This is a genomic window from Aureimonas populi (assembly GCF_017815515.1).
GTDB classification, from domain to species: domain Bacteria; phylum Pseudomonadota; class Alphaproteobacteria; order Rhizobiales; family Rhizobiaceae; genus Aureimonas; species Aureimonas populi.
This window is the reverse complement of the sequence record NZ_CP072611.1, coordinates 298223-316688: the sequence shown is the minus strand read 5'-3', so window position 1 is coordinate 316688 and position 18466 is coordinate 298223. Positions and strand designations below refer to the sequence as shown.

Sequence of the window (18466 nt, the reverse complement as noted above, 5' to 3'; positions counted from 1 at the left end):
AGAGCCTCTAGAACGGGACCGCGCATTGCGGCAGGATGAAGGGCATGCCCGCCGGCGGAAGCGCGCCGACCGGGAGGCGAAGACGGAAGGCCCCGGCGATCAGATCGTCGGTGACGATCTCTCGCGGCGCGCCGTCGGCAAGGACGCCGCCCTGCGACAGGACGATCATCCTGTCGGCGAAGCCGGCGGCCAGGTTGAGGTCGTGCAGGACGGCGACGACCCCGCCGCCGCGCGCCGCGAAGTCTCGCGCGATCGAGAGGACCGCGATCTGGTGGCGGATGTCGAGGCTGGAGACGGGCTCGTCCAGAAATAGGAAGCGCGGCTCGCCGCCGCGCATTGGCTCGCCGATCTGGCACAGGACACGGGCGAGATGGACGCGCTGCTGCTCGCCGCCCGACAATTCGCCGTAGAAGCGGTCCGAGTAGCCGGCAAGATCGACCCGGGCGAGCGCGGCGAGGATGTCGGAGGCCTGGCTGCTCCGTCCGCTGGCCTCGAAGCCGATGCGCACCACCTCCGCCACGGTGAAGGGGAAGGAGAGCGCCGAGCTTTGCGGCAGAACGGCGCGCCGCCGCGCGAGGGCCGCCGCGGGCATGCGGGCGATGTCCATGCCGTCGATGAGGACGCGGCCCGAGGTCGGCGCCAGCTCGCCCGTCATTACCCTGAGGAGCGTGGACTTGCCCGCCCCGTTCGGTCCCACGATCACCGTCAGCGTGCCGGCGGCGATGGCGAGGCGGGTGGGCTCGAGCGCGGCGTGGCCGCGATAGGAGACGCTGGCGTCGTCGAGGAGGATCATCGCGCGCGCCCGTCAGATCTCGCTCACGCCGCGCCGGCGCAGGAGAATCCACAGGAAGACGGGCGCCCCGATGGCCGCCGTGATGATGCCGATCGGCAGCTCCGCCGGGGCGACCACCGTGCGCGCCACCATGTCGGCGGCCAGCAGCAGGATCGCGCCGAACAGGGCCGAGGCGGGCAGAAGGTAGCGGTGGTCGGGGCCGAGCCGAAGGCGCAGGAGATGGGGCACGACGATGCCCACGAAGCCGATCGTGCCCGACACGGCGACGGCCGCGCCCGTGGCGAGCGCCACCAGCACCACGGTCAGCCGCTTGAGCGCCTGCACGCGGATACCGAGGTGGAAGGCTTCCGCCTCGCCCAGCACGATGCCGTTGAGCCCGCGCGAGACGAAGGGGGAAAGGAGAAGGGCGAGCAGCATCATCGGCGCGCCCGCCATCAGCTTCGCCCAGGTTGCGCCGCCCAGGCCGCCGAGGTTCCAGAAGGTCAGGTCGCGGAGCTGCTCGTCGTCGCTGATATAGATGAGGAAGCCGGTGCCCGCGCTGGCGAGGGCCGCCAGCGCGATGCCCGCCAGAAGCATGAGCGCGACGGAGGAGCGGCCGGTGTGCGTGCCGATGCGGTAGATCACCAGCGTCGCGGCAAGGCTGCCCACGAAGGCGGCGACCGGCAGGGCGTAGATGCCCATGAGCGCGGCATAGGGCGCAAGCACGGTGCCCGACAGGACGATGGTGGCCACGGCCGCGAAGGCGGCGCCCGAGGAGACGCCGATCAGGCCCGGATCGGCCAGCGGATTGCGGAAGAGGCCCTGCATCATGGCGCCCACGGTGGCCAGCGACGCGCCGATCAGCGCGCCGAGCAGAACGCGCGGCAGGCGGATCTGCCAGACGATCACCGTGTCGGCGAGCGGGGCGACGTCGCCGTTCGGCCCGGCGAGGAGGATGCGCGCGACCTGCGCGGGCGAGAGCATGGCCGGCCCGACGCCCACCGCGACAATGAGCGTGGCCAAAAGCGCGGCGACGAGAACGACGATGGCGGCCCGGGCGCGGGCGCGCCGGTCGCCGAGAAGCGCGGAACCGTCGCGGCGGAAGGCCAAGGGGAACGCGCTAGCGGACATCGGCGCGCGTCTGAAGGCCGAGATCGGGATAGAGCTGGGCGGCAAGCTCGCGCAGCGCGGCCGGCGTGCGGGGGCCGAAGCCGAGGAGGTAGAGCGCATCCATGCGCAGCACCGCGCCGGCCTGGCCGGCGGGCGTGGCTGCCAGCGCCGGCACGCTCAGCGGGTCCGCGGCAGGCTCGGCCCCGCCACGGCTGACGGTCAGGATCACGTCCGGCTGCAACGCCGCCACGGCCTCCGAGGACAGGGTCTTGTAGCCCTTCGCCTCGGCGAAGACGTTCTCGCCCCCGGCCAGGCGGATGATGGCGTCCGCACCGGTGTCGCTGCCGGCGGCATTGGGGCGCCCGTCGACCAATGAGAGGATGAAGAGGACCCGCTTCTTGCGCTCGATGCCCGCAAGGTCGGCCTCCAGCGCCTCGAACTCCCGCGCTATGCCCGCGGCCATCGCCTCCCCGGCCTCGGCCTCGCCGACGGCCGAGCCGACCTCGCGCACCTTTTCCAGAAGCTCGGGCACGGAATGGCCCGTGGGCACGTGCCGCACCGTCACGCCGGCCGAGTCGATGAGGTCCACCGCCTCCTTCGGGCCGGCGCCCTCGTCCATCAATATGAGGTCGGGCGAGAGCGACAGGACGCCCTCGGCCGAGAGCGCGCGCATGTAGCCGACATCCGGCTTCTCGGCGAGGGCGCTGGGCGGGTGGAGGCTGGTCGTATCCACCGCCACGACCCTGTCCTCCTGGCCGAGCGCGTAGAGAATCTCCGTGATCGCCCCGCCGATGGAGACGATGCGCTCGGGCCGTTCCTGCGCGCCAGCGCCGGACAGGCCCGCGACGAGCACGGCGGTGGCGAGGATGGCAGAGGCGGGCAAGCGCATGGACGAGCGTCCCTTTCGAGCGGCGGGCAGGATGCTGCTTCTCCCATCCGCGCAAGATGGTCAAGCAACAATTCCGTCATTCTGTGGCAGATATAAGTATAGAACTCTTCTAAAATAGAACGACTACAATCTGGAACGATTCGAATGTGTCTTAAAAGTGGCATTTCAATTGACTCGAGGACATTTATGGAAGTAGTGGAGCCGAATTGAAGCGGATGCATAAGCATTCGTGGAATTCTTCAAAATATAAACACCCTGTGGTTGCGCTCAGCACAGTTTCGTCGAGGGGAATGAATATGCGTCCGATACGCGGTTTGATGGCGAGCGCGGCGGTCTGCGCGCTTCTGGCGGAGCCTGTCGCCGCGCAGACGGCGGCCGAGGAGGATGCGGTGGCCCTGCAGCCGGTCATCGTCCAGAGCGGGGAGGCCGGGGCGGCCGATGCCGGCGGCACTGCAACCACCAGCACCACGACGCGCGAGACGATCGACAACCGCCTGATCGATTCCATCCAGGATCTGGGGCGCACGGAGGAGGCGGGCGTCAGCTTCAACCGCAACACCCGCTCGGTCAACATTCGCGGCCTGGAGGGCGCGCGCGTGCTGACGACGATCGACGGCATCCGCGTGCCCTACCTCGCCGACGCCACGCGCGGCGCGACGGGCGGTGCCGACAGCTTCGACTTCAACACGCTTTCGGCGCTGGACCTGACGCGCGGCTCGGACCCGATGCTGGGCTCGGGCGCGCTCGGCGGCGTGCTGGCGCTGCGCACGCTGGACCCGGAGGACCTGCTGCTGGGCGGGCGCCGGATCGGCGTTCTCACCAAGAGCGGCTACGATTCGGCCGATGAGAGCTGGTTCACCGCCAATGCCGTGGCCATGCGCGCCGGCGACACCTACATGCTCCTTCAGGGTGGCTACCGGGGCGGCAGCGAGACCGGCAGCCAGGGCGATCTCGGCGGCATCGGCAGCACCCGCACCGAGCCCAATCCCCTCGACTACGACCAGTACAACCTGCTCGCCAAGGTGCACCAGTATGTGGAGGGCGGCCATCGCTTCGGCCTCGTCGGCGAGATCTTCAGCCGCGAGGACGACATCGAGACCCGCACGACGCAGACGGCGGCCGGCGCCTATCGCGAGGGCAACCATTTCTCGGGCGAGGAGGTCGAGCGCCGGCGCGTGGCCCTGACCTACGACTACGCAGCCCCCGAAACCGGCGGCTGGTTCGACGAGGGCTCGGCCGTTCTCTACTACCAGACGATCGAGCGGCATTCGACCGTGGACGCCATCCGCTCCACCTCGCCGACCGGAGAGTTCAGGCGCGACAACAGCCTCGAGGAGGAGACGTTCGGCTTCAACGGCGACCTCTCCCGCTCCTTCCAGATCGGAGAGACGCTGCATCGCCTGACGCTGGGAACGGAGCTGCGCACGGCCACCACCACGCAATATTCGGCCGGCGTCGACGGTTGCCCCGATGTGACGCCCTATCCTGCGGCCTTCCGGGCCTGCGCCAACCTGCACACCAACCAGGCCGACACGCCGGAGGTGGAGGGCAGCGCCATCGGGCTCTTCGCGCAGAACGAGATCGGCTTCCAGGGCGGGCGCCTGCGCGTGACGCCGGGGCTGCGCTTCGACTGGTACGAGGAGAAGCCGGGCCTGACGCCCGAATACGAGCAGAGCGCGGCCTATGACGGGACGCTGCCGCCCTCCTCGAGCGACACGGCCGTCTCGCCCAAGCTGCTGGTGGAATACGACCTCCTGCCCGAACTGACGGCCTACGCCCAGTGGGGCATGGGCTTCCGCGCGCCCACGGTGGGCGAGCTCTATTCCCGCTTCGGCGCGGTGGGTACCTATCTGCGCACCGGCAACCCGGAGCTTGAGGCCGAGATCAGCAACGGCTTCGATATCGGCCTCAAGCTCGGCACGGACGATCTCGGCGCCCATATCAACATCTTCCGCACCGAGTACGAGAACTTCATCGACGTGGTGCAGGTCGCGCCTCCGGGCGGGGAGTATCCGCAGGGCGGCATCTCCAGCTACTACAACATCCCGGACGCGCGCATCTCCGGCGTCGAGCTGGGCGCGCATGTGCGCTTCCTCGATTACTGGCGCGCGCGCGGCTCGCTGGCCTATGCCGAAGGGCGCAACCTGACGGACGACACCTATCTCGACTCCGTTTCTCCTCTCACCGCCATTCTGGGCCTCGGCTACGATCGCCAGGAGTGGGGCGGGGAGGTTTCCACCAAGCTCGCGGCGCGCCGCGACAGGGTGGACAACGGCTTCGTCGCGCCGGGCTACGGCGTGGTGGACGTGACCGCCTGGTACGAGCCCGCGCGCCTGCCCGGCCTCAAGCTGGCCGGCGGCATCTTCAACGTGCTGGACAAGACCTATTACGACGCGGTCAACGTGCCCGACAGCCGCGCGCAGCCGGACCTCTACTATTCGGAGCCCGGCCGGTCCTTCAAGCTGAACGTGAGCTACCGCTTCTAGGGGCATCTGCCCCTGCGAAAGGCCCGCCTTTCGCGCGATATCCCTTGATTGGCGCCGGCCGCGGGCTTCCCCGCGGCCGGCGTTTCGTCCTAATCCTGTGTCGCCGGCCGGTCGGCCGGCTGTCGACCAACGGCCACGGGAGATGTTCATTGGCTGGATCGCGCCTGCCCTTCACCTGCGAGAAGCGCCCGGCCTCCGGCGCGCTCGGGGTGGTTGTGACCAACGCGCCGCTGGGCTCGGCGGCCGGGGCGGAAATGCTGGCGGCCGGCGGCAACGCCATCGACGCGGCGGTGGCCGCGCTGCTGACGCTGACGGTGGTGGAGCCCATGATGGTCGGCATCGCGGGCGGGGGGCTCTCGCATGTGCGGCTGGCGGACGGGCGGCATGTCGTCATCGACGCGCTCTCCACGGCCGGCGCGGCGATGACGGCCGACATGTACGAGCCCGTCTCCGACCTGCCGCCGGACTATATGGAGACCCGCGAGCGCCGCAACCGCGTGGGGCCCTCCGCCGTCGCCGTTCCGGGCAATCTGCGCGGCTGGTGCCTGATGCACGAGCGGTTCGGCAAGCTGCCCTTCGCCGACGTGGCTGAGCCGGCCGCCCGCACGGCCGCGCGGGGCTTTACCGTCAGCCACTATCTGCACGGAGCGATCCGCGAGCACGAGGCGGACCTTGCCGCCGACCCCGAAACGGCGCGCCTGTTCCTGCCGGGCGGCGCGCCGGCCCGGCCGGGCGAGCGGATGGTGATGGGCGATTACGCGCAGAGCCTGCGCCTCGTGCAGGCCCACGGCGCGGCGGCGCTGCATGGCGGGGCGCTGGGCGCGGCGCTCGTCGAGCGGCTGGCGACCGGGGGCCCGGATGCCGGGCGGCTGACGATGGACGATCTGGTCGGCTATCGCGCGATGGAGCGCGAGGCGATCTTCGGCACCTATCGCGGCCATGAGGTTGCCGGGCCGCCGCCGCCGGCGTCCTCGGGCGTGCATGTGACACAGATGCTGAACATGCTGGAGACCTGCGACATGCGGGCGCTCGGCTTCGGCAGCGCCGAGAGCCTGCGCCTCCTGGCCGAGGTGATCCGCATCGCCTTCGAGGACCGGCGCGCGGCTTCCGGCGACCCGGACTTCGTGGATGTGCCGGTGGAGCGCTATACCTCCAAGGACTATGCCCGCGCCTGCCTTGCCCGGATGGCGCAGCCCGCGCGCTCGCTCGGGCCCGCGCTGCACGAAAGCGCCGATACCACCCACATCACGGTGGCCGACCGCGATGGCAACATCGTGTGCGCCACCCACACGATCAACGGCCTGTTCGGCGCGCGCATCATGGTGCCGGGCACGGGAATCATCCCCAACAACTACATGCTGAACTACGATCCGCATCCCGGCCGGGCCATGTCCATCGCGCCGGGCAAGCGGGTGCCGACCTCCATGGCGCCGATGATCGTGCTGAAGGACGGCCGGCCGCGCTTCGCGCTCGGCCTGCCCGGGGCGGTGCGCATCTTCCCCTCCGCCATGCAGGCGATCGTCAACCTGATCGACCATGGCATGGACTTGCAGTCGGCGGTGGAAGCGCCCCGGCTGTGGACGGACGGGCAGCATGTCGAGCTGGAGCCGGCCTACGCCGCGATGGAGGGCGCGCTTGCCGCCGCCGGGCACGAGGTGAGGCTGGTCAAGACCATCGGCGGGGGCATGAACGCCATCGAGTTCACCCCCGACGGCATGATGACCGGCGCGGCCTGCTGGCGTGCCGACGGGGTGGCGATGGCCCAGGGCGGCGGGCTGGCGAGGCCCGGCGTCCGCTTTCAGATCTGACGACGGACCGGAGACGTGACGATGACCCGACTGGTGATGCTCGACCCCGCCACGCCCGAGCGGCTGGAGCGCATCCGCCCCCTCCTGCCGGAGGGCTGGGACCTTTCGAGCGCCGCCTCGCGCGAGGCGGCGGACCAGGCGGCGGTGCTGGACGGGGCCGCCTTCGCCATCACCGGCGACGCGCCCGTGACGGCGGCGATGATGGCCCTGCCGGGCGTGAAGGCCATCCACAAATGGGGCGTGGGCTACGACAGCATCGACCTCGACGCCGCGCGCCGCAACGGGGTGCGGGTGCTGCGCACGACCGGCGCGAACGCCGTGGCGGTGGCCGAGACGACGCTCGGCCTCATCCTGGCGCTGAACCGCAACATCGTGCGCGGCCATGTGGGGCTTTCCGATGGCCGGTGGCGCAAGGGCGAGCTGGCCGCCAGCTCCATGCGCTTGTCGGGCCGCACGGTCGGCATCGTGGGCATGGGGTATATCGGCAAGGCGCTGGCGCGGCTCCTTTCGGGCTTCGGCTGCACGCTCCTCTACACCAAGCGCCTGCCCCTCGACCCGGAGGAGGAGGCCCGCATCGGGGCCCGCTACGCCTCGCTGGAGGAACTGCTGTCGCGCTCCGACGTGGTGACGCTGAACTGCGAGCTGAACGCCTCCACCCGCAACCTCATCAACCGCGAGAGGCTGGCGCTGATGAAGCCGGACGCGATCCTCGTCAATGCCGCGCGCGGGGGCGTGATGGACGAGGAGGCCGTCGCCGACGCGATCTCGGAAGGGCGCCTGCGCGGGGCGGGCGTCGATGTCTTCTCCATCGAGCCCGCGCGCGCCGACAACCCGCTGATGGGCCTGGAGCGGGTCATCGTCACGCCGCATATCGGCGCGGTCTCCGCCGATTCCTTCGTGCCGACGATGGAGCGGATGATCGCCAATCTGAAGGCCGTGGAGGACGGGCGCGAACCCAACGCCATCGACATCCTGGTGTAAGGGGCCGCGTTCAGGCCCCGGCGGGCGCGGCCAGGGGCCGCTCCCTCGGCAGGAAGCCGAGTTCGGGCGCGATCCTCGCCGCCACGCGGCGCGTCGTCTCGATGAAGTCGAGGACGATGGGCGAGGTCTCGCCCGTCGGCCACGCCACCACGAGGTCTATGGAGCGCGGCAGGTCCGCGATGGGGCGGAACTCCAGATAGGGCGAGCGGATATTGGCGATCCAGGCGGGCATGATCGCCGTGCCGAGGCCCGAGGCCACATGCGTGGCCACCGCCATGGTGTGCGTGCACTCGCGCACCACCCGCGCCTGGAGCCCGGCGCGCCTGAGCGCCGTCATCATGATCGTCGCGTAGTTGGCGCCCAGGATCGAGGCATAGCCGATGAGCGATTCGCCGAGGAAGTCCTCCAGGTGGACCTCGTCCTTCTCCGCCAGCCTGTGGCCCCTCGGCAAGGCGGCGACGAAGCCCTCGCTCATCAGGGTCTCCATCTGCATGAAGGCGGCGCGCTCGGTGGGGCGGATGAAGGCGATGTTGATCTCGCCCGTTTCCAGCGTGCGCAACTGCTCGCCCGTGCCGAGCGGCAGCACGTCCACGATCACGGCGGGCCAGCTCTTGCGGAACTCGGCCAGGATCGGCGGGATCACATGCGTCATCGCCACGCTGACGCCGGCGATGGCCAGGCGCCCGGTCTCCTCGCTGGACATGGCGCGGGTATGGGCGACAGCGCGCTCCACCCCGTCCAGGATCGTCCGCGCATGGCCGAGCAGCGTCTCGCCGGCCGAGGTGAGGCGCGTGCGCCGCGTGGTGCGCTGGAAGAGCACGACCCCCAGACGCTCCTCCATCTGCCGGATCTGCTGGCTGAGCGGGGCCTGGGCGATGCCGAGCCGCTCGGCCGCCCGGCCGAAATGCAGCTCCTCCGCCAGGCAGACGAAATAGCGCAATTGCCGAAGGTCGAATCCCGCATTCATATGTTTTCCATATCAAGTATGTGCGCGTTTACCAATTGATCCCACCGGGGACGCGTGTTTCGCTGGCTTCATCGTCGCCGGCCGAGGAACCCCGTTCCCTCCATGACACGCTTCTGGCTGATCAAACTGGCACGCACGATCCTGACGCTCTGGTTCGTCGTGACCTTCACCTTCATCGTCCTGCGCACCTCGGGCGACCCGGTCGTGGCGCTGCTCGGGGCGGATGCCATGCCGAACGAGATCGAGCAGTTCCGCGTGCAATGGGGGCTCGACCGCCCGCTGGGCGTGCAATACCTGCACTATGTGGCGCAGATGGCCACCGGCCAGTTCGGCGACTCCCTGCGCGACCACCGGCCGGTGCTGGACATCATCCTGGAACGGGTGCCGGCCACGCTCACGCTCGGCCTCGCCGCCTATCTCATGGCCGCGCTGGTGGGCATTCCGGCCGGCATCGTGGCGGCGCTGCGCCGGGGGCGCCTGATCGACCGGGCCATCATGGCTTTTGCCGTGTTCGGCTTCGCGCTGCCGAACTTCTTCCTCGGCATTCTCATGATCCTCCTCTTCTCGCTCGTCTGGCAGGTGCTGCCCTCCTCGGGGACGGGCACGATCTGGCACCTGCTCATGCCGGCCGCCACGCTTGGCACCTTCACGGCCGGCACGCTCGCCCGCTTCACCCGCTCGGCCATGCTGGAGGTACTTGAAAAGCCCTATATGCGCGCCGCCGCCGCCAAGGGCGTGCCCTTCGGCAAGCGCATCCTCCTTCATGCCTTCCCGAACGCGGCGATCCCGATCGTGACCATCGTGGGCCTCAATCTCGGCCAGCTCATCGCCGGCGCCATCGTGGTGGAAACCGTCTTCGCCTGGCCCGGCGTCGGGCGGCTTCTCGTCACGGCGGTCTCGCAGCGCGATCTTGCCCTCGTTCAGGGGCTGGTGCTCGTCATCGCCGTCACCATGGTCCTGGCCAACCTCATCGTCGATCTCACCTACGGGCTTCTCGACCCGCGCATCCGTGGAGGCGCGCGGTGAGCCGGCGTCCCTCCATCGTGGTGCTCCTTTCCGCCGCCGTCCTCGGCGCGGTCGTCCTCGTCGCGCTGCTGGGCAATGTCCTCACGCCCCATGCCGTCACGGGGCAGGACCTCCTCAACCGGCTGAAGCCGCCCGCCTTCCTCGGCGGGCCGGAGCAATATCCCCTCGGCACCGACCGGCTCGGGCGCGACATGGTCGCGCGGCTCGTGGCCGGGCTCCAGATGTCGCTGGCCGTGGCGCTGGCGGGCACGCTGATCGGGGCGGTGTTCGGCACGCTCGTCGGCTTCGTCGCGGCGCATTTCCGCGGCTGGGTGGAGGAGGTGCTGATGATGGTGGTCGATTTCCAGGCCTCGCTGCCCTTCATCCTCATCGCGCTGACGCTTCTGGCCTTCTTCGGCAATTCGCTGACGCTGTTCGTCATCCTGATGGGCATGTTCGGCTGGGAGACCTATGCGCGCCTGGCGCGGGGCGTGGTGCTTTCGGCCGCCTCGCAGCCCTATGCGCGCGCGGTGGTGGCGCTGGGCGCCCATCCCGTGCAACTCTACGGCAGGCACATCCTGCCCAACGTGGCCTCGGCGCTGATCGTGCAGATCACCCTGACCTTCCCGCAGATCATCCTCCTGGAGACCTCGCTCTCGTTCCTCGGCCTCGGCATCCAGCCGCCGAACGCCAGCCTCGGCCAGATCCTCGGCGACGGGCGCGACTATCTCTCCACCGCATGGTGGATCTCCGTCTGGCCGGGCGCGCTCATCTTCGTGATCACGCTGTCCATGTCGGTGCTGGGAGACGCGCTGCGCGACCGGCTCGACCCCATGCTCAAGCAGCGCACGAGCTGACGAACCATCCGCAACGACAAGGAGTGAGACCGATGATCACCAGACGCAGCTTCGGAAAATACTCACTGGCCGCCGGCGCGGCGCTCTCGCTCCCCGGCGGGCGGGCCTTCGCGCAGTCACGCCCGACCCTGACCGTGGCGGTGGACAATCTGTGGGCCAACATCAACACGATCAACGGCATCTCCACCACCACGCGCCGGTTCTTCCCCAACATCTATTCGCACCTCATCGAGCGCGACTACATGGCGGACGAGCAGGGGCTGGCCCTGAAGCCCGGCGTGGCGACGGAGTGGACGCAGGACGGCACCGTCTGGACCCTCAAGCTGCGCGAGGGGGTGAGATTCCACGACGGCGAGACCATGACCGCCGAGGACGTGGCCTTCACCCTCGGGCCCGAGCGGCTGTGGGGCGAGCAGCCCTTCGAGCCGCGCGGCAAGACCTTCACCGCCGGCTTCGTGCGCGTCGAGGCGCTGGACGATCTGACGCTCGAAATCGAGACGGACCGCGTCGATCCCTACATTCCCGGCAAGCTCACCGGCTATATCGGCTTCGTGGTGCCCAAGAAGGCCTATCTGGACAAGGGCGTGGACGCCTTCGGACAGGCGCCGGTGGGCTCGGGCCCCTACAGCGTGACCCGCTTCCGCTCCGGCGAAGTGCTGGAGATGGAGGCGTTCGACGATTACTGGGAGGGTCCGCCGCCGGCCGAGAGGATCGTCTGGACCATCGTTCCGGAGTTCTCCGGCCGCATGGCGGGCCTCGTCTCGCGCGAGTTCGACTTCATCGCCAACATTCCCACCGACCAGGAAGCGCAGCTCGAAAGCTACGACAATGTGACGGTGGCGCGCGCGCTGGCCGGCAACTACCCCGCCTTCGCCTTCAACTGCCGGGCGGACCCGGAGGACAACCCGCTGGTGGATGTCAACCTGCGCAAGGGCATGGTCCAGGCCATCGACATGGACACGATCGTGCAGGCCCTGTTCGGCGACACCACCTTCCACCCGGCGGTGCCCTTCAACTTCCCCGAATACGGCCCCTTCTACGACCCCGACATGCCCAACCCGCTGCCCTACGACGTGGAGGCCGCCAGGGCGCTGATCGAGCAGTCGGGCTATGACGGCCAGCCGCTGCGATGGCACATCACGCGCCAGTTCTACCCGAACTACGAGGCGGCGGCCGAGATCATGGTGGAGATGTGGCGGCAGGTCGGCGTCAACGTTCAGGCCGTGGTGCTCGACAATTTCGAGCTGGTCTATTCGCGCCCCTACCACCTGATGAACATGTCGATGTCCACCGACTTCATCCCGGGCGACCCGTACCAGCCGCTCTGGCTCGACTGGGGCCCCACCGCCAGCCGCTCCACCGCGCACTGGAAGACCTGGGACCCGACGCCGGACTATCTGGAGGCCGGCAGGGCGTTCGAGGAGGCCGTGGAGTTCGAGGACCGCAAGGCCGCCTATCTCAAGCTCTCGCAGGCCTGGCAGGACGTGACGCCGGGCTACTACATGTGGAAGAGCGTCTACAATTGGGGCCATCGCTCGGACATCGAGTTCTTCGCCCGGCCGGACGGCGAGATGCGCATGTTCGGCGACCATGTGACGCTGCCCGCTTGACCGCGCGCCCCGTGAAGCACGCCCTGAAGGAGATGACGGTCGCGGAGTTCCGCGACCGTCTCTCCCCCGACACGGTCGTCCTCCTGCCCTTCGGCAGCCACGAGGAACAGGGGCCGCACGCGCCCATGGGCGACTACATGCTGGCCGAGGCCATCGCGCTGAAGGCGGCCGAGCTTTCCGGCGCGCTGGCCGCCCCTTGCGTGCCCTTCGGCTATGCCGAGTTCTTCCGGGGCTTTCCCGGCGGCGTCCAGCTCCGCGCGCAGACCTTCTGCGCGGTGGTGGAGGACGTGGTCGGCGCCTTTCTCGATCACCGTATCGAGCGGCTCCTCATCCTCAACGGCCATTCCACCAATTCCAGCCTGATCGACCAGGTGCTGCGCAAGATCCGCCGCGAGCGCGGCGTGGCCGTCGCCTCGCTCGACCTCTGGCGCGCCATCCCCGACGATCTCTGGCGCGCCATCCACGGCGGGAACGCGCCCCGCGCGCGCGGCCACGGCGCCGACCCGATCACCTCCGTGGGCCTCTATCTCCATCCGCAGCTCATGCGCCCGGACCTGATGCGCCCCTCGGCGCCGGCCACCGCCTTCGGCCTGCCGGGCGCGAGCTGCGCGGGCGCGCGTTTCGAAGGCGTGCAGGTGAATCTGCCGCTGGACGCTCATGAGGTGAACGCCGACGGGATGCTGGGGGGCGACGCCTCGCTCGCCTCGGCCGAGGCGGGGCGGGCGATCTTCGAGCATCTGACGGGCCTGTGCGCCCGCCTCGCCTCGCATCTGCGCGACTGCGATCCGCGCCAGCCGCAGGCTTCCCCCACGCCGCAGGCCGCCTCATGACGCAGGCGCCGCTGCTCGACATCCGCAAGCTGTTCGTGCCGCTGCCCGGCGGCGCGGACCGGCCCTATGCCGTGGAGGACCTCTCCCTCACGCTCTCCAAGGGCGAGATCCTGTGCATCGTGGGCGAGACGGGCTCGGGCAAGTCGCTCACCGCCATGGCGACGATGGGGCTGCTGCCCACGAACCTGCCTCGCCCGCGCGGCGAGGTGCTTTTCGAGAACCGCAACCTCCTGACCCTGCCCACGGCCGAGCGCCGGCGCATGGCGGGCAGCCGCCTGGCGATGGTGTTCCAGGAGCCTGTGGCGGTGCTCAACCCCATCTACCGCGTCGGCGCGCAGGTCTCGGAGGTCTTCCGCCAGCACACGAAGCTGGGCGCGGGGGAGATTCGCGCCCGGGTGATCGACCTGTTCCGGGAGGTTCGCCTGCCGAACCCGGAGGAGATCCTGCGGGCCTATCCGCACCAGCTCTCGGGCGGGCAGTGCCAGCGCGTGATGATCGCGACCGCGCTGGCGCTGGACCCCGCGCTGCTGATCGCCGACGAGCCGACGACAGCGCTGGACGTGACGACGCAGGCGCAGATCCTCAAGCTGATGCTGGATCTGCGCGAGCGGCACGGCACCGGCATCCTCTTCATCACCCACGATTTCGGCGTCGTCGCCGAGATCGCCGACCGCGTGGCCGTCATGCGCCACGGGCGGCTGGTGGAGGTGGGCGCGGCGGCGCAGGTGCTGAACCGGCCCGAGGCGGACTATACCAAGCAGCTTCTGGACGCGGTGCCCCGGCTGCAACCGCGCGCCTCGCGCACCGGGCTCGGCGCCCCGGTGCTCAGCGCGCGGGGCATCGCCAAGATCTTCAAGGGCCGCACTTTCTTCGGCGCGGGGCGCGAGGTGAAGGCGGTCGACGATGTCGACATCGCCATCGCACGGGGCGAAACCGTGGGGCTGGTGGGCGAGAGCGGGTCGGGCAAATCGACGCTGGCGCAATGCGTCATCCGCCTGACCGAGCCCGACAAGGGCGACGTGACCATTGCGGGCGGCCGCTTCACCGGCCTGTCCGGCGCGGCCCTGCGCCACGCCCGCCGGCGGGTGCAGATCGTGTTCCAGGACCCCTATACCGCCCTCGACCCCCGCCAGGCGGTGGGCGCGGCCATCGCCGAAGGGCCGATGATCCACGGGCTGGCGCGAGACGAGGCGAAGGCGAGGGCGCGGGAGCTGCTGGAGGCCGTGGGGCTCGACCGCGCGGCGGCCGAGCGCTACCCGCACGAATTCTCGGGCGGGCAGCGCCAGCGCATCTGCATCGCCCGCGCGCTGGCCGTGGAGCCCGAACTCCTGATCGCGGACGAGAGCGTCTCGGCGCTCGACGTTTCCGTGCAGGCGCAGATCCTCGATCTTCTGGCCCGGATGCAGGAGCGCCTGCAATTCGGGATGCTGTTCATCACCCACGACCTGCGGGTGGCGTCGCGCATCTGCGACCGCATCGCGGTGATGCGCCATGGCCGGATCGTGGAAGAGGGCGAGCCGGTGCGGCTGTTCACCAACCCGCAGGAGCCCTACACGCGGGAGCTTCTGGCGACCGTGCCCGGCGCCGACTGGCAGGCGCCGCGCGCGAGCGGCGGCGAAAGGAGCGCGCCATGAAGAAATACCATATCGGCCCGGTGCCCGAGCAGATCGACCCCGCCCTGGCGGCGGGCCTCGGCGCGGTGGAGGTCGCCACGATCGGCCATTTCCGTCATCGCGGCTTCGTCAGCCATCGCCTGCGTCCCATCGCGCCGCTCGGCGGCGTTCTGGTGGGCACGGCGATCACGGTGGCCATTCCGGGCACGGATTCCACGCTTCTCCACCACGCCATGTCGGTCGTGCGGCCGGGCGACGTCGTCGTCATAGACCGGCTGGGCGATACGCGCCACGCGTGCCTGGGCGGCGGCGTGGCGCTGGCCGCGAAGGTGGCCGGGGCCATCGCCGTGGTGCTGGACGGCCCTTGCACCGATGCCGAGGAGATCGTGGAGGTCGGCCTGCCCGTCTTCTGCACCGGCGTTTCGGGAATCACCACGCGCCTGAACGATCTGGGCGGCAGCCTGAACCGGCCGGTTTCCTGCGGCAATGTCCCTGTCCTGCCGGGCGACGTGGTGATGATGGACGATTGCGGGGTGCTGGTGCTGCCGCCAGACGAGGCGTTCGAGGTGCTGGAGGAGGGCGCGGCGCGGCAGGCGCGCGCGGGCCGCAACCGCGGCCGCGTCGAGGCGGGCGAGAAGCTGGGCGAGTTGTCCGGCGCCAGCCGCCTCGTGGCGGCGGCGCTGGAACCGCAGGGCTGATTGGAGTCCATACCCGGCGTCAGACGAGATACTGCACATGCAGCCTGCCATGGAGGGGGGAAGGCGCCACATGGGCCCGCACCCCGAAGACCGATGCGATCATCGCCTCGCTCAAGACCTCCTCCGGCGTGCCTTCCGCCACCAGCCGCCCCTCCTTCAGGATGGCGAGCCGGTTGCAGAACATGGCCGCGAGGTTCAGGTCGTGGAGCGCCAGCACCGTGGTGACGGGCAGTTCCGCCACGAGCTTGAGGATTTCGAGCTGGTGCTGGATGTCGAGATGGTTGGTGGGCTCGTCGAGGAGGAGGTCGGTCGGCTCCTGCGCCAGCGCGCGGGCAAGGTGAACGCGCTGCCGCTCGCCCCCCGAAAGCGTGTGCCAGAGCTGGCCCTGCCGGTCGGCCAGCTCCACGCGGGCGAGCGCGCGTTCCACGATCTCGTCGTCGGCCCGCGTCCAGGGCGAGAGGGGCGAGCGGTGCGGGATGCGCCCCAGCCGCACCACGTCCAGCACCGTGACGTTGGCCTCGGTCGTGGCGTGCTGCTCGACCAGCGCGATGCGCTGCGCGAGCCGGCGCCGGCTCATGCGCCCCACCGCCGCCCCGTCCAACTCGACTGCGCCGGCGGCGGGCGCGCGAAGCCCGGCCAGAAGCCGGATGAGCGAGGACTTGCCCGAGCCGTTGGGGCCCAGAAGGCCGAGCGTCGTCCCCGGCGCGGCCTTCAGCGTGACGCCGTCCACGATGATCTTCCTGCCGGCCTTCCAGACCACGGAGCGCGCCGAAAGCGTCACGGCGCGCGCCGCCCGCGATAGAGGATAACGGCGAAGAAGGGCACGCCGACCAGCGCCGTGACGACGCCGATCGGCAGAACCTGCTGGGGCAGGATCACCCGCGAGACGATGTCGGCGAGCACCATGAAGATCGCTCCGGCCAGCGTGCACACCGGCAGGAGCCGGATATGGCGCGGCCCCACGATGAACCGGGCGGCATGGGGAATGACGAGGCCCACGAAGCCGATGGACCCCACCAGCGACACCATGGTGGCCGTCATCAGCGCCGTGACGAGGAAGAGGACGAAGCGCACGGTGCGCACCGGCACGCCGAGGGAGGCGGCGGCATCCTCGCCGAAGGCGAAGGCATCGAGCGAGCGGGCATGGCGAAGGCAGACGACGAGCCCGACCCCCACCACGCCGGCCGCGAGCCCCGCATCCGACCAGCGTATGCCCGAGAAGCTTCCCAGCAGCCAGAACATGACGCTGCGCGCCTGCTCCGCGTCGGCCGTGGTGGTTACGATATAGGCGGTAAGCGCGTTGAAGAGCTGGGATGCCGCCACGCCCGCCAGGATCGTGCGCTCCGCGATCCCGCCCGCGCCGCCCGCCAGGAGAACGACGAAGAGAAAGGCGAGCACCGCCCCGGCGAAGGCGCCGGCCGAAAGCGTCACGGAGCCCGCGCCGAAACCGAGCAGCATGACGCAGACCGCCCCGGTGGAGGCGCCGGCGGAGATGCCCAGCACATAGGGCTCGGCCAGCGGATTGCGCAGGAGCGACTGGAGGATGGCGCCTGACAGCGCCAGTCCCGCCCCGCAGCATGCCGCCACCAGCGAGCGGCTCAGCCGGTAGTCCCAGATCACGCTTTCCTGGATGCGGCTCAACTCGTGCTCGGTCCAGCCGAGCCGGTTCGTCACCGCCGCCAGCGTCGTCTCCAGTGGGATGGGCATTTCCCCGATGCCGACGCCAAGGGCGATGGCGAGCGGCAGGAGACAGCCCGAGAGTGCCAGGAGGACGCCGAGCCAGAGGCCGGGCCGCCGGTCGATGACCGTTCTCAATCGAGGAGCCCGAAGCGCTCGATCGAGGCGGCGAGGGTTTCCAGCCCGTCGATCGTGCGGATGGTGGGGTTCATGGCCTGGGCGTCCATCTCGACGATGCGCCCTGACCGGACGGCGGCAAGCTCGCGCGCGAGCGGGTCGGTTTGCAGAAAGTTCCGCTTCACCGCCGGGTCGTCGCTCGGCTGGTTGCGGCGGCTCATCGCCCCGATGACGATGATGTCCGGATCGGCGGTGGCGATGGCCTCCCAGCTCACCAGCGGCCATTCAGCCTCGGTCGCGATGACGTTGCGCAGTCCGAGCGTTGCGGCCATGTAGCCCGAGGCCCCGTTGCGCCCGGCCACCCATGCGTCGCCGGCCACCTCGGGGCTGGAGAACCAGAACAGAACCGAGGTGTCCGCCGCGTGGCGCGAGAGCCGCCGGCGAACGGCGTCCTCGCGCGCCTCGAACCGGGCGATCAGCGCCCGCCCGCGCTCGCTTACGTCGAAGATCGCGGCAAGCTCGGCGATTTCCCGGTAGAGGAGGCCGGGGTTCCACAGATCGGCCCTCGAGCCGTCGGCGCGGGCGTTGCCGGTGGTGGCGCAGTCGGTCGGCGAGATGTAGCTCGGCACGCCGAGGTCGGCGAACTGCCCGCGCGTGCCCACGCGGCCCTCCGGGCCCACGGCCGAGAGGAACTGCACGGCGATGACATCGGGATCGGTGCCCACGACCGCCTCGAAGCTGGGCTGGCTGTTGGCGAGGCGTGGCACGCGCGCATTCTCTTGCGCGACACGTTCCAGGACGGGCGACACCCATATGGCGGTGCCCACCATGCGCTCGGCAAGGCCGAGGAGAAGCATGATCTCCGTGCTGTTCTGCCCAAGGCCCACGGCCCGCTGCGGCGGGGCCTCGAAAACGACCTCCATCCCGCAATTCTCGATGGCGAGCGGATAGGAGGTCTGCGCGGCCGCGCCTCCCGCCAAAGCGGCGAGAAGCAGGGGGCCGGCGAAAAGACTGGGAAGACGCATCGAAACCTCTCGTGATGCAGT

Annotated in this window: 16 protein-coding genes; 9 read left to right on the top strand and 7 right to left on the bottom strand. The window is 69.9% G+C overall.

All coding sequences use genetic code 11. From position 1 onward, the window contains the following. Positions 1 to 7 precede the first annotated feature (7 nt). The 3 genes from J7654_RS01460 to J7654_RS01450 are packed head-to-tail and all read right to left on the bottom strand — an operon-like array spanning position 8 to position 2771. A complete protein-coding gene (locus J7654_RS01460; protein WP_209737575.1) occupies positions 8 to 793 on the bottom strand; it encodes a heme ABC transporter ATP-binding protein in 786 nt (261 codons plus the stop codon). 12 nt (positions 794 to 805) lie between these two features. Further along, positions 806 to 1903: a FecCD family ABC transporter permease gene (locus J7654_RS01455; protein ID WP_209737574.1), complete on the bottom strand. Its 1098-nt coding sequence runs from the start codon at positions 1901 to 1903 to the stop codon at positions 806 to 808. After that, the gene (locus J7654_RS01450) at positions 1893 to 2771 is read right to left on the bottom strand and encodes a heme/hemin ABC transporter substrate-binding protein (RefSeq protein WP_209737573.1); all 879 of its coding nucleotides are present in this window, start codon (positions 2769 to 2771) and stop codon (positions 1893 to 1895) included. Before J7654_RS01450 ends, J7654_RS01455 begins: the two co-directional genes overlap by 11 nt. 296 nt (positions 2772 to 3067) lie before the next feature. On the opposite strand from J7654_RS01450, the gene J7654_RS01445 reads away from it, so the two are divergent. The 3 genes from J7654_RS01445 (at position 3068) to J7654_RS01435 (ending at position 8046) form a co-directional block, all read left to right on the top strand. Next, entirely contained in the window at positions 3068 to 5257 is a 2190-nt protein-coding gene (locus J7654_RS01445; protein ID WP_209737572.1) for a TonB-dependent hemoglobin/transferrin/lactoferrin family receptor, read from the top strand. Between the two features lie 149 nt (positions 5258 to 5406). After that, the gene (gene ggt, locus J7654_RS01440) at positions 5407 to 7065 is read left to right on the top strand and encodes a gamma-glutamyltransferase (protein WP_209737571.1); all 1659 of its coding nucleotides are present in this window, start codon (positions 5407 to 5409) and stop codon (positions 7063 to 7065) included. Positions 7066 to 7086: 21 nt separating this feature from the next. Then, a complete protein-coding gene (locus tag J7654_RS01435) occupies positions 7087 to 8046 on the top strand; it encodes a 2-hydroxyacid dehydrogenase (protein WP_245195730.1) in 960 nt (319 codons plus the stop codon). 10 nt (positions 8047 to 8056) lie between these two features. Here the strand turns inward: J7654_RS01435 and J7654_RS01430 are convergent, their stop codons facing one another. Beyond that, positions 8057 to 9013, bottom strand: coding sequence for a LysR substrate-binding domain-containing protein (locus J7654_RS01430; RefSeq protein ID WP_209737570.1), 957 nt, complete (start codon positions 9011 to 9013; stop codon positions 8057 to 8059). A 102-nt stretch (positions 9014 to 9115) separates the two neighbouring features. Here J7654_RS01430 and J7654_RS01425 point away from each other — a divergent pair, with 102 nt between their 5' ends. From J7654_RS01425 to J7654_RS01400, 6 genes are read left to right on the top strand one after another with little or no spacing between them, the layout of a single operon-like run. Next, positions 9116 to 10039 carry an ABC transporter permease gene (locus J7654_RS01425; RefSeq protein WP_209737569.1) on the top strand — a complete coding sequence of 308 codons (924 nt, stop codon included), beginning with the start codon at positions 9116 to 9118 and terminating at the stop codon, positions 10037 to 10039. After that, the gene (locus tag J7654_RS01420; RefSeq protein WP_209737567.1) at positions 10036 to 10875 is read left to right on the top strand and encodes an ABC transporter permease; all 840 of its coding nucleotides are present in this window, start codon (positions 10036 to 10038) and stop codon (positions 10873 to 10875) included. The genes J7654_RS01425 and J7654_RS01420 overlap by 4 nt, the downstream gene beginning before the upstream one ends. Positions 10876 to 10907: 32 nt before the next feature. Beyond that, the gene (locus tag J7654_RS01415) at positions 10908 to 12485 is read left to right on the top strand and encodes an ABC transporter substrate-binding protein (RefSeq protein ID WP_209737565.1); all 1578 of its coding nucleotides are present in this window, start codon (positions 10908 to 10910) and stop codon (positions 12483 to 12485) included. Continuing rightward, positions 12482 to 13315, top strand: coding sequence for a creatininase family protein (locus J7654_RS01410; RefSeq protein WP_245195593.1), 834 nt, complete (start codon positions 12482 to 12484; stop codon positions 13313 to 13315). The genes J7654_RS01415 and J7654_RS01410 overlap by 4 nt, the downstream gene beginning before the upstream one ends. Next, positions 13312 to 14949, top strand: a complete 1638-nt coding sequence (locus J7654_RS01405; RefSeq protein ID WP_209737564.1) for an ABC transporter ATP-binding protein — start codon at positions 13312 to 13314, stop codon at positions 14947 to 14949. The genes J7654_RS01410 and J7654_RS01405 overlap by 4 nt, the downstream gene beginning before the upstream one ends. Beyond that, entirely contained in the window at positions 14946 to 15626 is a 681-nt protein-coding gene (locus J7654_RS01400) for an RraA family protein (protein ID WP_209737562.1), read from the top strand. Before J7654_RS01405 ends, J7654_RS01400 begins: the two co-directional genes overlap by 4 nt. Positions 15627 to 15645: 19 nt before the next feature. Here the strand turns inward: J7654_RS01400 and J7654_RS01395 are convergent, their stop codons facing one another. From J7654_RS01395 to J7654_RS01385, 3 genes are read right to left on the bottom strand one after another with little or no spacing between them, the layout of a single operon-like run. Beyond that, positions 15646 to 16407: an ABC transporter ATP-binding protein gene (locus J7654_RS01395; RefSeq protein WP_209737560.1), complete on the bottom strand. Its 762-nt coding sequence runs from the start codon at positions 16405 to 16407 to the stop codon at positions 15646 to 15648. Continuing rightward, the gene (locus J7654_RS01390; protein WP_209737558.1) at positions 16404 to 17441 is read right to left on the bottom strand and encodes a FecCD family ABC transporter permease; all 1038 of its coding nucleotides are present in this window, start codon (positions 17439 to 17441) and stop codon (positions 16404 to 16406) included. Before J7654_RS01390 ends, J7654_RS01395 begins: the two co-directional genes overlap by 4 nt. Further along, complete coding sequence (locus J7654_RS01385; RefSeq protein ID WP_209737556.1) at positions 17438 to 18445, bottom strand: ABC transporter substrate-binding protein; 1008 nt, start codon at positions 18443 to 18445, stop codon at positions 17438 to 17440. The genes J7654_RS01390 and J7654_RS01385 overlap by 4 nt, the downstream gene beginning before the upstream one ends. Between the last annotated feature and the right edge of the window lie 21 nt (positions 18446 to 18466).

Bases quoted from the DNA above. Each gene is read 5' to 3' on its own strand.
- J7654_RS01460 (WP_209737575.1), bottom strand. From the start codon at position 793: ATGATCCTCCTCGACGACGCCAGCGTCTCCTATCGCGGCCACGCCGCG.
- J7654_RS01455 (WP_209737574.1), bottom strand. From the start codon at position 1,903: ATGTCCGCTAGCGCGTTCCCCTTGGCCTTCCGCCGCGACGGTTCCGCG.
- J7654_RS01450 (WP_209737573.1), bottom strand. From the start codon at position 2,771: ATGCGCTTGCCCGCCTCTGCCATCCTCGCCACCGCCGTGCTCGTCGCG.
- J7654_RS01445 (WP_209737572.1), top strand. From the start codon at position 3,068: ATGCGTCCGATACGCGGTTTGATGGCGAGCGCGGCGGTCTGCGCGCTT.
- J7654_RS01435 (WP_245195730.1), top strand. From the start codon at position 7,087: ATGACCCGACTGGTGATGCTCGACCCCGCCACGCCCGAGCGGCTGGAG.
- J7654_RS01430 (WP_209737570.1), bottom strand. From the start codon at position 9,013: ATGAATGCGGGATTCGACCTTCGGCAATTGCGCTATTTCGTCTGCCTG.
- J7654_RS01425 (WP_209737569.1), top strand. From the start codon at position 9,116: ATGACACGCTTCTGGCTGATCAAACTGGCACGCACGATCCTGACGCTC.
- J7654_RS01415 (WP_209737565.1), top strand. From the start codon at position 10,908: ATGATCACCAGACGCAGCTTCGGAAAATACTCACTGGCCGCCGGCGCG.
- J7654_RS01405 (WP_209737564.1), top strand. From the start codon at position 13,312: ATGACGCAGGCGCCGCTGCTCGACATCCGCAAGCTGTTCGTGCCGCTG.
- J7654_RS01400 (WP_209737562.1), top strand. From the start codon at position 14,946: ATGAAGAAATACCATATCGGCCCGGTGCCCGAGCAGATCGACCCCGCC.
- J7654_RS01385 (WP_209737556.1), bottom strand. From the start codon at position 18,445: ATGCGTCTTCCCAGTCTTTTCGCCGGCCCCCTGCTTCTCGCCGCTTTG.